The sequence below is a fragment of the Microvirga arabica genome (assembly GCF_016811235.1).
Classification (GTDB): domain Bacteria; phylum Pseudomonadota; class Alphaproteobacteria; order Rhizobiales; family Beijerinckiaceae; genus Microvirga; species Microvirga arabica.
This window is the reverse complement of sequence record NZ_JAFBID010000034.1, coordinates 1-13,856: the sequence shown is the minus strand read 5'-3', so window position 1 is coordinate 13,856 and position 13,856 is coordinate 1. Positions and strand designations below refer to the sequence as shown.

The 13,856-nt window shown below is 60.0% G+C and carries 12 protein-coding genes and 1 tRNA gene; 4 read left to right on the top strand and 9 right to left on the bottom strand.

Going from position 1 to position 13,856, the window contains the following annotated elements; all coding sequences use genetic code 11:
• Positions 1-741: 741 nt before the first annotated feature.
• Both JQC81_RS32755 and JQC81_RS17170 read left to right on the top strand, forming a co-directional pair.
• On the top strand, positions 742-1,056 hold the full coding sequence (locus JQC81_RS32755; RefSeq protein WP_210347200.1) for a hypothetical protein: 315 nt from the start codon (positions 742-744) through the stop codon (positions 1,054-1,056).
• A gap of 36 nt (positions 1,057-1,092) precedes the next feature.
• A complete protein-coding gene (locus JQC81_RS17170) occupies positions 1,093-1,245 on the top strand; it encodes a hypothetical protein (protein ID WP_203273012.1) in 153 nt (50 codons plus the stop codon).
• Positions 1,246-1,775: 530 nt separating this feature from the next.
• Here JQC81_RS17170 and JQC81_RS17165 read toward each other — a convergent pair.
• Positions 1,776-2,987 (bottom strand): S8 family serine peptidase, encoded by a 1,212-nt coding sequence (locus tag JQC81_RS17165; RefSeq protein ID WP_203273011.1) that lies wholly within the window; start codon positions 2,985-2,987, stop codon positions 1,776-1,778.
• Between the two features lie 431 nt (positions 2,988-3,418).
• Positions 3,419-3,772, bottom strand: a complete 354-nt coding sequence (locus JQC81_RS17160) for a hypothetical protein (RefSeq protein WP_203273010.1) — start codon at positions 3,770-3,772, stop codon at positions 3,419-3,421.
• Positions 3,773-4,458: 686 nt separating this feature from the next.
• On the opposite strand from JQC81_RS17160, the gene JQC81_RS17155 reads away from it, so the two are divergent.
• The gene (locus JQC81_RS17155; protein ID WP_203273009.1) at positions 4,459-5,061 is read left to right on the top strand and encodes a recombinase family protein; all 603 of its coding nucleotides are present in this window, start codon (positions 4,459-4,461) and stop codon (positions 5,059-5,061) included.
• A gap of 736 nt (positions 5,062-5,797) precedes the next feature.
• Here JQC81_RS17155 and JQC81_RS17150 read toward each other — a convergent pair.
• The 5 genes from JQC81_RS17150 to JQC81_RS17130 form a co-directional block, all read right to left on the bottom strand.
• Complete coding sequence (locus JQC81_RS17150) at positions 5,798-6,241, bottom strand: hypothetical protein (protein WP_203273008.1); 444 nt, start codon at positions 6,239-6,241, stop codon at positions 5,798-5,800.
• Between the two features lie 151 nt (positions 6,242-6,392).
• A complete protein-coding gene (locus JQC81_RS17145) occupies positions 6,393-6,743 on the bottom strand; it encodes a hypothetical protein (RefSeq protein ID WP_203273007.1) in 351 nt (116 codons plus the stop codon).
• Positions 6,740-8,026 carry an AAA family ATPase gene (locus JQC81_RS17140; RefSeq protein WP_203273006.1) on the bottom strand — a complete coding sequence of 429 codons (1,287 nt, stop codon included), beginning with the start codon at positions 8,024-8,026 and terminating at the stop codon, positions 6,740-6,742. The genes JQC81_RS17145 and JQC81_RS17140 overlap by 4 nt, the downstream gene beginning before the upstream one ends.
• 672 nt (positions 8,027-8,698) lie before the next feature.
• Complete coding sequence (locus tag JQC81_RS17135) at positions 8,699-9,352, bottom strand: hypothetical protein (protein WP_203273005.1); 654 nt, start codon at positions 9,350-9,352, stop codon at positions 8,699-8,701.
• A 242-nt stretch (positions 9,353-9,594) separates the two neighbouring features.
• Positions 9,595-10,809: a tyrosine-type recombinase/integrase gene (locus JQC81_RS17130; RefSeq protein WP_203273004.1), complete on the bottom strand. Its 1,215-nt coding sequence runs from the start codon at positions 10,807-10,809 to the stop codon at positions 9,595-9,597.
• Positions 10,810-10,945: 136 nt separating this feature from the next.
• On the opposite strand from JQC81_RS17130, the gene JQC81_RS17125 reads away from it, so the two are divergent.
• Positions 10,946-11,017 (top strand) — tRNA-Lys (locus JQC81_RS17125).
• Between the two features lie 449 nt (positions 11,018-11,466).
• Here the strand turns inward: JQC81_RS17125 and JQC81_RS17120 are convergent.
• Both JQC81_RS17120 and JQC81_RS17115 read right to left on the bottom strand, forming a co-directional pair.
• Positions 11,467-13,041 carry a phospholipase D family protein gene (locus tag JQC81_RS17120; protein WP_203273003.1) on the bottom strand — a complete coding sequence of 525 codons (1,575 nt, stop codon included), beginning with the start codon at positions 13,039-13,041 and terminating at the stop codon, positions 11,467-11,469.
• Positions 13,042-13,455: 414 nt separating this feature from the next.
• Entirely contained in the window at positions 13,456-13,608 is a 153-nt protein-coding gene (locus tag JQC81_RS17115) for a DUF3309 family protein (protein WP_203273002.1), read from the bottom strand.
• Positions 13,609-13,856: the final 248 nt, after the last annotated feature.

The window sequence follows — 13,856 nt, the reverse complement described above, 5'->3', positions numbered from 1 at the left end:
GGTACGGAGCAAGGATGGTGGCGATGCCGAGGTCCTCGGGTCAGTAGATCTTCCGGTCGTGTTGACCTCGGCGGCCTTAAGGGCTCTGCATACACAACGCTGCCTTGAAACGCTTGTCAGCCGCAAGACAATCGCCAGAACACCGACCGGTTGATCTAAGCTCGGGTCAGGGGTCGCTGCAGCCAACATTCAGCTCCCGCGCCACCTGTGCTTCATCGTCCAGCTTGCAGATCAACAAAGGGGCCATCAGGCCAAGCGCGTCCGCGAACTCGGCCGACGTGATCTGCAAGTCACAAGCATGAACCTCAGCAAGCGCATGGGCTCGCGTATGCACCGGTGTTCCTCAGCCAGGCGACTGCGAGCAGCTCTAATCTAACCCTTAAAGGTGATATGACAGCTTTCGCCTTGACGGTTCAATTAGGCTGTCCGACCCTCCTGCTCTGTTATCGTCGAGTAGGCGTTTTGAGCACCCGATCGTTCGCTCCCGCAGATAAGGGCATTTCTATAGCTGATCCCGATCAGGGTCTTCGACTTCGCAGAGCCTGATCAACCGCCTCTCTTGCAGCCGTTATAGAAGAGCAGCCGTCTGGACGGATCGAACCAGTCTTAGATCACGACAACCGGTGCGCAGCTTGTACCGGGTCTTGCCGTCTGGAGGAGCCATGCTGCGACTGCCACTTGTGTCCATCATCACGCTTGCACTGCTTTCCGCTCAACCCGTGCTCTCCAAAGGAGGAGGTGATGGCGGCAGAGGCGGCGAAAACGGCGGAGGCGGCAGCCAAGGTAACGGGAATGGCGGCGGGAAGTCTGACGGCGGGGGGCGAGGCGACGCCAATGGGGGCGGAAGAGGTGAGGGTGGTTCGGGTGGCAGCGGCAGCAACGGGGGAGAAAACGGTCAAGGCAACGGCAATAGCGGAGGCCGAGGCAGTGGAAACAGCGACAGCGGTCAGGCCGAAAGCAGTGGGGGGCGGGGCAACGGAAACAACAACGGAGCCGGAAGCAGTCAGGCCAGCGGCAACGGCGGTGGTCTGGGCGGAGGCAACAGCGGCGGCTTAGGGAGTGGTGGTCAAGGGAGCACCTCTGGCGGCGGGAATGGCAGTGCGGGCGGTCTCGGGGGTGGTGGTCAGAGCAGTGGCGGCGCTCCCGCTGGGTCAGGCACCCTCGGGGGAGGGAGCACGGCAGGCGGAGGCGGTCTCGGCGCAGGTGGCAGCCCCAGTGGAGGTGCTGGCGCCAGCAGCAGTGTAAGCGCCGGACAAGCCTCTGTCGCAGGTCCCGCGCCATCACCCAGCTCAATCGGAGCCGCCAGTCCAACAGCGGCGCGTGATGCTCTGTCCGCCTTAACGGCGCTTAGCGACAGGGGCGGCAACGGTGATGTGGCTTTGCCCCCGCCTTTGCTGCCGCGCCTTGGCAGACCAGGCTCACCCCACATCGAGGCGCCGCTTGTGGCACGGGCTGGCATCCCCGGCCACGTTGTCCAAATCTGTCGAACGTCAATCGTGCAGGCCGCACTGCCCTATGGGGCTGTGCGCGTGGACGCCGCGAGCGCGGGGCGAGCGAACCGCACCCGAGAGGGGGGCTTCTCAGCACCGCTTGACGTGCGGGTTGAGTATGCCCGCGCGGGCGCGCGTCAGGTTCGCCGGTCGCGGATCTCATGTCGGTTCAATGCCGCTGGCGTGGTTGTGGCCTTGCGCTGACGGTTCGTCGCAAGAGCCCTCCGATGTCCTCTGGCAGTTTGCTGCGATTCCCACTTAGCCCGCTTCGGTGTTTCTCAAAGATCAGGGTATGTCTAGGGTCTGCCCCTTGCCGGGTATGGCAGCAGGCTGATCAGACACCGTTGCGATTGCCGGAGCGTCCGCTGGTTGCTCACACAATGCCGCCATCTGGATCAGGCCCAACCCGAACACCGGATCCCGCCCCGGCTTGCCAAGATCACGTGTGTACGCTTCGAGACGGGTCTGAAGGGCTTTGGCGTCCAACGCCGGATTGGCTGCAAGCATGCCTGCGGCGGCCGAGACAAACGGCACCGCGTACGAAGTTCCGGTTCTCAGTGAGCCTCTGCCGTCGGCCGAGGCCACCCACACGTTCACGCCGGGGGCTGCAAGATCAACATAGGGACCCTGGGTGGCGCGGCGGTATACATTCAGCTCGTGATCAACAGCCGTGACAGCCACAACACCCGGGTAGGCGGCCGGATAGGAGGGATCGGCACCGGCTCCGTTGTTGCCCGCAGCTGCAACGATGACGATGCCCTTGGCCTGGGCGGCAGCAATGGCCCTCTGAAGGACCTCGTTCGCAGGACCGGACAGACTCATGTTGATCACCCGCACGCCGCGCTCGGCCAAAGCTTCGATGGCCGTGACCAGAGATGTCACGTCCGTGCGGTCGGCGGTGCCGCCGTCACGGTAGAAAGCATCCACCGCCACAAGGCGCGCTCCGGGCAGAAGGCCAGGAGCGCTGCTTCCGCTCCGGCCGACGAGAAGAGCCGCCACGGCCGTGCCATGATCCTGTAACGAGGCGACGGTTCGGCGAGCGGGCGGAGCCACGATCTCGATGGCTTGGTCCTTCAGAGCGTCGTGATCGACATTGATGCCCGTGTCGATCACCCCAATGAGGGGTGAGGGCGCGCATTGTAAAGGGTTCGATCCTGACCACTTCACGAGGGAGGCCCAGTCCACGGGCGAGGGGGGCTGGCACTCGATGCCCACGCAGGCGGAGGTGCTCTCATCAAGATAGTAGAACTGGTCGAAGTCGACCGCCGCCTGAGCGTCGATCAGACGAACCCGTTGCCGGGCCTGTGCCACCGATTGGCCACTTGGCACTTGGAGCCTGATCGCCTGGGGCGCGATGCTACCCTTTGTCCGGGTCTCGATCCGGAAGCCTTGCGCGGTCAGCCGGGCCAGATCCACTTGCGACAAGCCTGACGCCACAATGGAGCGCGACGACCGGCGGGGTTTGGGGCGGCGGTCGATCTCCGCGACGACAGGCACGGCACGGGTCTGCTGAGCGGGGATCGCGGTAGCAGTCTTCGCCGCCTGCACCTGAGCGGCAGCCTTGGCCCGGCTGGATGTCTGCCGAGCGGATGCCGCAGCCTTGCTCCGGCCCGCTGCAGCTATGCCAGAACTCGCCCGGGCCTTGTCATGGGCTTGTTGGCTTTGGCCGCTCGATGCATTTGCCGCACGTGGTGTGCTGGCCTTTGAATGGCCCTTGCTGCTGCTTGGACCCGCGGTCGCACTCATTCCCTTGCCGGAATTGGCCTTCCCGCTATTGCCAGGGCTTTCCTTGCCGCTGTTGCCTCGAGCATGGTTGTTGCCCTTACCCGCACCGAAACTGCCGTTAGGACCTTTCGACGTGCCATTGCCGCGACCGAGCCCGCCTGCGTTCCCAACACTTCCATTGTTTCCGCGGGTGGCCCCTCCACCTATGCCGCCGCTAGGACCACCGGCGTGAGAGTTGCCTTGGCTGCCGCCGTTGCCATTCCCACCGTTGTTGCCATTCCCGTTGCGGCCAGCATTCCCCTGACCGCCGGCATTGCTACCTCCACCACCCTCATTGCCACCGCTGTTTCCGTTCCCGCCACCGTTGCCAGGACCTCCAGACCCGCCACCACGCCCACCGTCAGAGTTGCCGCTGCTCCCGCTGTTGCCGTTTCCTGCGCCCCCTCCGGCTGAGCCACCACCGTTCCCGCCTCCTGCGTTGCCTCCGCCATTTCCGTTTCCGCCGCCGTTGCCGTTCCCGCCACCGTCGCCCCTACCGCCACCATTGCCGCCGCCATTCCCGTTTCCACCATCGTTTCCGTTCCCCCCGCCATTGCCACCCCCATCGCCGCCTTTGGCGAGGGCTGACCCGTCGGAGATCGGCAGAAACGATCCGTGGCCGAGATCGAATTGGATGCGCAGGGGAAAGGCAGCCGCAAGGCCTGCAATCGCAATGAGGGTATGTCGCCACCAGCGTGCCATGCTGTCCTCTCGTGCCGGCAGCTCAGCTGCAAACCCGGCCGTTGCAGCGCAATCGAAACGTCGAAGCTAATCCCAACCCTGAAGGTTGGTCGCATAATGCAATCGATCACGTGTTGTGTAGCGTACCTGAGATGAACGGGAGCACACCAATCACGAAATGTGTCTGATCCTAAGCTTGGCAATAGGCTCAGTTTACTCAAAAGCATCGAAGCATTCGTCCAGGCGACCCCAGTCGTTGCCGCGCCGGATCGCAGGAACCCCGACTGTGCCGGCATGGAGCGGAAGTAGATCGAAATCCTGCTTTGTGGCTGTGTACGGACCTGCCCGCGGATGCACCTCAAACTACCGTGTTGTTCAGTCTGGCGGGACGGGAGTTGTCGCAAAACCCCTAAGTTTTGCGACAGCCCGAACACTGTCGTGGATTGCCTGTTAGGCTTGTTGCAAAAGTCGTCGCAATTTATCAAAGTTAAGCGACATGTTTTGCGACATCGAGGCGAGGCACATGCACGGACAATCCATTGAACTGGGCTCTATCACCGGCGGCCACCTAATTGGCTATGCACGGGTTAGTACCGACGGCCAGGATCTGGCGAACCAGCGTTCTGTCTTGAAGGCGGAAGGATGCACCCGAATCTTCGAAGAGAAGGTGAGTGGAGCAAAGCGCGACCGCGTCCAATTGGAGCGGATGCTCGACCATCTGCGCCCTGGCGATACTGTCCTGGTCACGCGCCTTGACCGGCTCGCACGCAGTACCCGTGATCTCCTTGAGATCGCTGAGCGTCTGCGGGAGCTCGGGGCAGGGTTACGATCGCTAGCGGAGCCCTGGGCCGACACGAGCAGCCCGACAGGCAGGATGATCCTGACCGTCATGGCCGGTATCGCGGACTTCGAGCGCTCGTTGATCCTAGAACGCACGAGCACCGGGCGCAAAGCCGCCAAGGAGCGGGGGGTGAAGTTCGGCCGCTCCAAGGCCTTAACAGACGCCCAGATGCAAGCTGCCATGCAGATGCTTGAGCAGCCTGGAGCGACTGTCACGGCTATCGCAGAGGCCTTCAGTGTAAACCGGGCAACACTCTACCGTGCCTTGGCGGCTCACCGGGCCTGAACTGCACCAGCGAGGAGAGGCCGACCGCACCGGATGGTCGAAGATGCCGCGGCCGAAAGAGTTCTCCTCGCCTCAGCGCGAGGAGAACTCCTATGCCCGCTCTCACGCGCCAGGTGAACGGCGCGTATAGAGGGCGCTAAGGCAAAGCATCTAAACATGCCACAGGCGTATACCGCGCTGCCGGAGCAATGTGCGCACCGCGTTGCCGTGTTGGATCAAGAACGGCTCCGACGTGCAACCCGTCCCCACTCTGTCCCCTCTCGCCCGCACATTTGCGGTCTGAGTGCAGGGCACCCACGTCTTCTGTGCTCTGGCGTGTGCCTTCCCAGCCAGAAAGACCAAACATTTCCAGTCATATACTCGGGGACAACCGCGGAGCTGTTGCGGGCCCGGCGTCGTGACAACGCGCCCCTGCCAAGGGACGCTGTCCTTGTCACGCGCCTACTGAGCGCACTAACACGCTCAATTCTGAGGGAGGCCTCTTACACCTCATCTTACGACGCCATAAGGCTCAGGGTGTAAGCAGCGTAAGCGCCCCTATAGAGAGGGGGGCGCTAACGCATTTTGCTGACACGCACCCTCTGTTAGATATTATTCGACGCTGACGGCACGCTCACACGCCGCTGACGCTGACAGAGTGGATTGTGCTGGCTCAATGATACTCCTGAGAAAGACTCACCATACCCTTTGATCAGCACCCACTTTCCTGCCGACAAGGGCCGGTGCACGGTGGCGATCATTCGGGACCTTCCGCTGAGTGCACTAGCTTAAGTAAGTCCTTGCGGGAAGGCTTGGGCTGGAGCCTCACTATTTCTCGGAATTGCTTAAGGAGAGCCTTGTCTCCCTCGAGATCACGCTCAAGTTGATCCGTCTGCTGCTTAACCGCTTCGATCTCGCCTAAGATCTCGAGCAGTCGACGTTTCGTCTCAGCCGCCTCTGCACTAAGCTCCTTAGTTAAGGCGTCTGACTTCTTTACCTGCATGTCAGCGGATGCACGTACCGAGATTGCTTCGTAACAGAAAGCAAAAACTTGTGACGCAGCCTTAATTACGTCGAAGCAGCCGTCCGCTTCGGGCGTAATGACCCTTTTATCAATTAGCCAAGTGAGCATATCTCTCTTGATAGTGAACGTCTTAAAAAGCTGCTGCTTAGTATGCAGTCTCGCACTTTTTGTCGTCATGTGATCTCCTAACATCGTCGGCTGGGTTGAGTCGTAGTTTGCCCCGGTCACAAATGAATCCCGCGGTTGCTGGGCTAGAATCGTGCGTAGTTGTGGTTCAATCAGGTACGCATTCTGTTGAGCGTACTAATGGGCACTCATGCGTCTAGGTTCAGAATGGGATCTCGTCATTTGGCTCGCGATCGGCGATGCCATTTTCCTCAAGCCATTTTTGCGCGCGAGCCTCGGCCGACTGAGTTCGTGACTTCCGCCGTTGCGGCCGCTTCGGAGCGGTCGCGGCACCAGCTTTCTTAATCGCAGCCTGGTTCGAGCTCGGGGAAGTGGCTCTGTCATTTGGCTCTAGGAGAACCCTCCAGTGGGCCACTGACCATTGGTCTGGTTGAGCGTACTCGTCCTTCAAAACGACCACTTTGGCGGAACCCAGCCAGCCGATGAAGTAGGTCGCGCCGTTTGCTGCCACTCGTTCGCGGAGCAGAAACAGTTCAACTTTCGAGCTCTTCAAGACTCTCCTCCTTCGGATCGGTTTGGATTCGAAGACCGTAGCTTTGGGGCGTTTGTATCCAAATGCTGAGTTAGATTACCTGGATTGTTGACCTGCTCCGGAGGGTTGGAACTCGCTGTAATTTGCGCCCCGCTGCTCTTTGCTGCATGCCCAGAACTGTGAACGCTTGCAAGCAGCTGACGCGCCACTGACAGATCGCTGACGCTGACAATGTCCCCGTCAGTTACGATCAGTCCTCGCTGCTTGAGGATCTTGATTGCGTTTGACCAAGCCGTGCGTATAGCCGAAGGGCTGCGCCCGTCCCAATGATCAACGGTCTGTTTGCGCCATTCGGATACAGTGGTCGAGGTGATGGTTTCAGTGAGGCCGACCAGCACTTTGAGAACTGTCCACGGGTCGGGTGGCAGGGGGCGCAGCCCGAGTGGCTGCGCCTGCTGGAGCGGCATGTCGGACGCCGCAATCTCGAGGTCTGTCAGGACAAGGCTGCTGAGACTCGAGTTCTCATCGATCTGACAGGGCTGAAGTCGGAACGTAAGCTTGGCTCCTTCAGGGCCGTTTCGCTGCTTGTCGATCGTGCCTCGTACGGTCAACCGATCGGGACCGCGTTCGAGCTTGATTACGGTATCTGCACGGTTGCGCAGCACGATAGAGCCCAGCATACCTCTGCTCGGGTCCTTGCCGACGTGATGGACCGCGATCGTACTGCAGTTCAGGATTCGGGCGATCCGCAGCAAGGATGAGGCCACTCCCGATAGGGTGGCATCGTCGTTGGCCGATGCGGCGCCGTAAGCGCCCCCGATGGTGTCCACGACAACGAGCACCGTTGGTTCCCCGCTCTGAGCAGTAAAACCTTCGGATATCTCGATAATGGCATCCGCGAAGCCAGGATCCTGCACTAAGCAGGGAGGCGGGATAATGACGAATGGTGCCTCATCGAAGTTCACACCGAGAGCACGAGCGGCTGCGACCGCCCTCATTCGAACACCCCATTCATCCTCCGCGGCGATATAGATCACCTGGCCACGTCTGACTGGGATCTCTCCAATAGGGTGGCCGAAGGCGATGTGGGTAGCGGTCCCAAGGATGATAAAAGTCTTTCCGACACCGCTGACGCCGTAGAAAATCGTGAGCCCAGGGTAGATCATTCTTGCAACGATTGCGTTGCGGGAAGGGGAGTCTGGGTTGGTGAGTTCGGCTTCAGCCTCTCGGAGTGTTGCTCCTTGAGACAAAGCAAATCGTGCGCGCTCGCTCAAACGAGCGGCTGCAAGAGCTCTTAAACGCATGTGATTTCTCAGTCTTGAGTCTTTGGAACGCGGTCGTCTTCAGCGGGAGGGCGAAGATCAACAGCGAATAGATTGCAGGGGGGCTGGCTTTCAGCAGTTAGAAATTGCGCCCATAAGTCAGTTGGGCAGGAGATGCGTAGATGCGCAAAGGTGCGCTTCTACATCCTCACGCGGCGGCTTCGTGGTTGCTCGACTGGTAGGTTGTCGAGGCACCTTGTTCCAATATCGTGGCACCGAGCCGAGAGTTGCGGTCCGGGAAGAGGTGGCAATCCCTTACCACTCTCCGGATGTGACTGTCGTCTACCACCAGCGGAGCGCAGCATATTTCCATCCAGCTTAGACTGTTACTGACACAGGCGCCCGCGAGCTTGCAGCTCGGGCCCGCTCCCAGATCTGCAACGCACTTTCGGCCCACAACTTGCGTCCGTTGATGACAATTGGCTTTGGGAAGGCAAGCTTCTCGTCCTCCTGCCATCGGTATAGGGTCATAGTGCTGATACCATATCGCTGCCTGACTTTGCGGCCATTCAGGTAAATTTCCGTGCTATGCATGTGACCACTCCTTGTTCGCTTCAAAGGCGATCATTTGCTACTTGAATTCAACGCGTTTTATTAGTGTAGTGCTGAAGCCTATTTTGATCGCGACAGCACCAGTGATGTTGAAAGTGGCATTTAATCTGATTGCGCAACACGCGCCTTCTTGAAGTCCCGCACGAGCTGCTTTACCGCGCTGGGGTTGGGAGGCTCTAAGCCATACGCGCGGTGAAAAGCGGCCAGGATGCGCATCAGCGGGCCATGTTCAGAGAAGCCGACGTCTTTTCCATGCTGTAAAAAGATTTCTAATGTTGGCTCCCAGAGGAAGACGCGCTCGAGGCTTTTTCTGGAGCTGTTCACTACCTTAACCGAATCGAGCAAAGACGCGATGCCTTGCTCTGCGTACAGCTCAGCCCCATGGACGATGAGTTCCAGGTACCGCAGTAAGAGTGCGATACGAACGTCGCCGCCTATAAGGCAAGCACTGCAAGTAGCGATATCACTTTTCTTTGCCAGATGTGTATCGCTCAATGCTCGGTCTATGATAGCGGTTCTTCCGGATAGCCGCTGGATCTCGATCAAAAGCTGTTGTCCATGACGCGCGATTACTCGGCTGATAAGCCGATCAGCTCGTTCAGTGTCCTTCAGTTTTCGCCCTAGGGAGTAGGTGGAGTCCATCTGCAAGATGCTTGACTCCAAAGCGTGAATCTCATTCTCCGTGACAAGAAAGAGCTCACGTTGAATTGCGAGGCTGACCTCGTGAAAAACCGGAGATAGAAGCTTCGTTTTCATGAGCGAATAGCTCCGATAAGACATGTTAAGATGCATGCCTCGCTTGCGCTCAGCATGGTCCCATCGGAATTTTATCTACTTCGCAAATGCCAGTGTGTTTGTCGGCGCCGTTCGACTGGCTCGAATTACGGCGCCGGATATCTTTTTCTCCCAAGCAATGCTGATGCCGAAAATAAGTTCCACCGAGATATGTAATCCGCAGCAATTTTAGTGATGTGAGCTGAAGTAGTCGTTGTCTGAATTTATACGCCTGAACTTCGAATCAGTTCGAGCACGTGAGTAGCCCAAGCCTCAGCCGCTTTGCGTCTTTCATCGAGGAAGTCGTGACGTTGGTATACCGCGACGATGCCGCTGAAAGTGCCGGAAGTGTGATTGAGAGATTTTTCTACCACGTGCAGGGGAACGCCAAGCCGCGCACATCCAGTAGCAAACGTCCTTCGGAGGTCATGGAGGCGCCACGGCTCAAGGGGCTGTCCTGAGGGCATGTGTTTGGGCGCTCGCGCCGTGAGCCGATGGACTGCTTTCGAAACCCCTGAAAACGGCGTTTCGCCGGTTGTCGTAAAGAGTAGCCCTTGGGGAGAACCCAGGCGGGGCAGCGAGCCAATTAGCCTCACCGCCGCCGGGGACAATGGCACGATGTGAGCGCCGCCATTCTTCGAGCGCTCGCGCGGAATGGTCCAGCAGGCCCGGTTCAGATCGAACTCGGGCCATTGCGTCTCGAGCACTTCGGAGCGGCGCTGGCCGGTCAGGATCATCAACTGAACGGCCCGGCCAAACGGATATCCGATCTCGTCCGCAGCCAACCAGATGGCCCGCAACTCCTCGTCCGAGAGCACCCGGTCCCGGTGAGCCTCGATCGAGGGTGGCTTTAGCGAGGCCATGGGGGAGGCCTCCAGCAGACCGCGCTCAATCGCCCAGCCGAAGAACCGTCGTAGGGCGGCAACCAGCCTGTTGGCCTGAATGGGTGCGCCTCGCTCCACCATGCGGTCAAGGAGGGTAAGGATCTCCTGCCGGGTGATGCTGCGGATATCCCGATCCTGCCAGGGCGCAAGATCGGTTTTGGTCAGGAGGCGCTCAGTCTCAGGCCAGGTGCGATTGCGCGGCTTGGCGTAGCGCTCAATGAACTCGGTCACGACTGCTCCGAACCGCAGCTTGTTGGCTGCGTCTACCTCCCGCTCGGCAGCAATACGTAGGGCGGAGGGATCCCGGCCTTCCGAGGCAAGCCGCAGGGCGGCGCGGGCCTGGTCACGGGCATCGCCTAGCGATAGGCGGGGGTAGGGGCCGAGCGTGAACTTCTTCGGCTTGCCGTCCGCGCGGTAGCGCACGGCCCAAGACTTGGCTCCAGAGGGCTGGACCACAAGGTAGAAGCCAGGGAGGGCGCCATCAGGCAATTCAAGGCGTCGAGCTGGATCCGGTTTAGCATTCTCGACGGAGCGGGCAGTAAGAGAGGCAGGCATCGGAGGTCCGGGTAACGTAGGGGTAACGATGGCAGGCTGTCAGCGGTTGTTATGGACTAATGCTAACAACACCTCACAATTGGTCTCAACCCCTTGATTTGATTGATCCACAGCCCTTATGAATGTGATGAATTGTGGGGCGTTGATAGTGGTTGATCACTGACTTTTAATCAGAGGGTCCTGGGTTCGAGTCCCAGCGCGCTCACCAAGCTTTATCAAGCACTTAGATGTTGATCAGGTTTGGTTCTGCTTCCCAGAAAACCGGTTTGGGAAGCGTATGGGAAGCACGCTCGACTGAGGGAGCTATTTTCTCCACGCTTCCATCGGCTCTCCCGCAGGTCGAACCTGACGGCCAGAATCAACGAACATCAGGAATCAACCAGAGAGCGGACCTTGTTACGATTGCGCTGAATGCCTGAGATTGACCGATGCTGTTGGAAAAAGTCCTGAGGGCTGCTTCATCCATCTATTGCTAGCGTCAGCGTGCCAGATCAGGCCCAGCATCCTGTATGCTGACCGCGCGAAAAACGGCAGTTGCGGAGTTTTTCAACAGCATCGACCCGCTTCAGACGTTCGGCGCCAAAGCATAGCCAAGCTAGAGGACCTAAACAGCTGCGGCCGCTCGCAAGATCGCTGTGCCTGCCGGACGGCTACCGCCTACAGCAGCCACTCGACCGGGAGGATGCGCATGCAACCCGCGAGCAGGCGCGCCGGCAGCGTGGCTCCCGGCTCCCGGGTCAGCACCTCACCATCGTCGATCCATACCAGTCTGCCCTGACGCAGCTCAATACGATAGCTCTGTGACGGCGACCGCACCCGACGCATCGTCGCCGCAAGCTCCCGGGCGAAGGCCTCGCTCTCGATCAGCAGGACCAGCTCCGTGTTGTGATCCGCCGAGCGCGCGTCGAGATTGTAGGACCCAATCACCGCGAGGTGCTCGTCTGCAAGCATGACCTTGGCATGGAGTCCCGCGCTGCCGGAGCTTCCAAGAAGGGACAGGGCGCGGCGCACCTTGGCGTCCGGTTGCAACTCGTGCAACTCGACCCCTGCGGAGAGCAGGCCTCTCCGGTGGCGTGCATAACCAATCTGGGCCGGCAGGACGTCGTTGGTGCCAAGGGAGTTCGTGACGATCCGGACCGCCACTCCGCGTGCCGTCAGCCGTTGGAAGCGCGCCAGATCCTCTTCATCGGGAATAAAATAGCCAGTCTCGATATCGAGCGAGTTCCTGATGTCGCTGAGAGCGTCCCAGAGCCTCTGTTGGAGCCGGTCCGCGTCCGCAGCTTTCCCCGGCGCATCGTTCAGCACCGTGGCTGGTGCCCAGATCAGCTCGGACAGGAGTGCATCTAAACTCGTTCTGTGTTCGGCAAGCATTTCTCCGGCGTCGCGTTGTGGCTCTCCTTTCCCGCTGAGCCGCCGCAGATCTTCGCGGATGCTGCGGTCCAGGCGGGCGACAATGGCGTTGACCTCCGCCTCCTTGGCCTGCTCCTTCACTCCAAAAGCCGCAGACGGCATGGCGAACTCACTGTCCCAGAACCGCTCGAACAACGCCTCCACCGCCCGCGCCGCTGGCCCGACGGTTAGCACATCGAGATCGCGGAAGTTCATGTTGGCCGCCAAGCCGAAGTAGACATCGCCGATGTTGCGCCCGCCAATGATCGCAGCCGCACCGTCGGCAACCAGAGCCTTGTTGTGCATGCGCCGGTTCAGGCGGCGGAAGGAGAACAGCCAGTTCAGAAAGTAGGCGCGGCGCGTCACTGATGGATTGTAGACCCGCAGTGTAATCTGCGGGTGTGCTGCCAGCAGGCGCACGAGCCGTTTGGTCGAGCGGGCATGCAGGTCATCGAGCAGGATGCGCACGCGGACGCCGCGCTCGGCAGCGTGAAGCACCGCCCGGGCCAGGAGGCGGCCAGCCAGATCGTCGTGCCAAGCATAGTACTGCAAATCGAGGGTGTTGGCCGCTGCCCGCGCTAGCGCCAGACGAGCGGCGAGCGCCAGAGGACCATCGGCGAGGAGCCGGTGACCGCTCTGCCCCTCACGCGCGTCTGAGACAGCCTGTGCGGCTACGGCAAGCGGTGAAGGGCGCACCGGCCGTTCCGGCCGGAACTCGTCGCCCCGGTTGAGGAGCTGCCTGCGCACGCGTCGGAAGCGTCGCTCCGCTGCTCCGACGAGCGATCCAATGACCAGGATCCCGGCCAGAAGACGGATGATCCAGCGTCCTGTGAGCTGGAGCATAGCAATCACTGTTGCGCCCAAGCCGGGTGGCGCATCGAACGACCCTGCCTAGCCCGGCAGGAGCTCCCGGGTCCCGTCGAAATAACAAGATCCAGCTCGGCCGGGTTGCCCGGGAACACGCCCGCCGCCGCGTGGATAGGATGGTGCGGTGTTCGATTCGAATCTGGGCACATGAAGGACATCGACTGCATCCCAACGATCAGATGGTGGCTCCCGGTCCAGCTCTGCCTTGAAGCGAAGCTTCAGCAGGGAATGCTAGCAGAACAGATCGTATTGACAGGAGTTCCGATCTACCGGGTCGGGAGATGCTAAGTCATTGCTTCTACACCAGCCGGTCAGCGCGAATTCGCAAGCGGAATGTGAAATCGAGACGGAACCCTCATTGCGTGCCGGCGCGCCTTGAAGCCTCGCGGATCACCCCAGAATGAACAGGCCAATCAATACCACAAGTATCAGCCCGATTGCTCCACTGGGCCAGAGTCCCCATGTGCGACTGTATGGCCAAACGGGAACGGTTGCGACGATGAAGAGGATAACGATTGCGATCAGGATAGTGCTGAGAGGCATTAGCTCAGGACCTTATCTCATGTCTGACAGATGATACATCAGGTTTCATGATGTTGAAGTTCCGCAATTGAGTCATTCTCGCAACATTGGCTAGGGTCCGCGCTGAAGCATCAGGACTGGGTGTGCGCCCAGGAGGTGGAGCGCACATTGCTGATCCGACCTAAGCTCACTTGTAGTAGTTGGTATTTGATCTGACATCTGGCGTCTGAGAGTGATCGGGTTGAGCCTGTCGGACAAGATCAGGCTGC

Bases quoted from the DNA above. Each gene is read 5' to 3' on its own strand.
- JQC81_RS17160 (WP_203273010.1), bottom strand. From the start codon at position 3,772: ATGGCGGCGGCAATGGTGGCGGTAGGGGCGACGGTGGCGGGAACGGCA.
- JQC81_RS17150 (WP_203273008.1), bottom strand. From the start codon at position 6,241: ATGACGACAAAAAGTGCGAGACTGCATACTAAGCAGCAGCTTTTTAAG.
- JQC81_RS17155 (WP_203273009.1), top strand. From the start codon at position 4,459: ATGCACGGACAATCCATTGAACTGGGCTCTATCACCGGCGGCCACCTA.
- JQC81_RS17135 (WP_203273005.1), bottom strand. From the start codon at position 9,352: ATGAAAACGAAGCTTCTATCTCCGGTTTTTCACGAGGTCAGCCTCGCA.
- JQC81_RS17170 (WP_203273012.1), top strand. From the start codon at position 1,093: ATGGCAGTGCGGGCGGTCTCGGGGGTGGTGGTCAGAGCAGTGGCGGCG.
- JQC81_RS17140 (WP_203273006.1), bottom strand. From the start codon at position 8,026: ATGCGTTTAAGAGCTCTTGCAGCCGCTCGTTTGAGCGAGCGCGCACGA.
- JQC81_RS17130 (WP_203273004.1), bottom strand. From the start codon at position 10,809: ATGCCTGCCTCTCTTACTGCCCGCTCCGTCGAGAATGCTAAACCGGAT.
- JQC81_RS17120 (WP_203273003.1), bottom strand. From the start codon at position 13,041: ATGCTCCAGCTCACAGGACGCTGGATCATCCGTCTTCTGGCCGGGATC.
- JQC81_RS32755 (WP_210347200.1), top strand. From the start codon at position 742: ATGGCGGCAGAGGCGGCGAAAACGGCGGAGGCGGCAGCCAAGGTAACG.
- JQC81_RS17115 (WP_203273002.1), bottom strand. From the start codon at position 13,608: ATGCCTCTCAGCACTATCCTGATCGCAATCGTTATCCTCTTCATCGTC.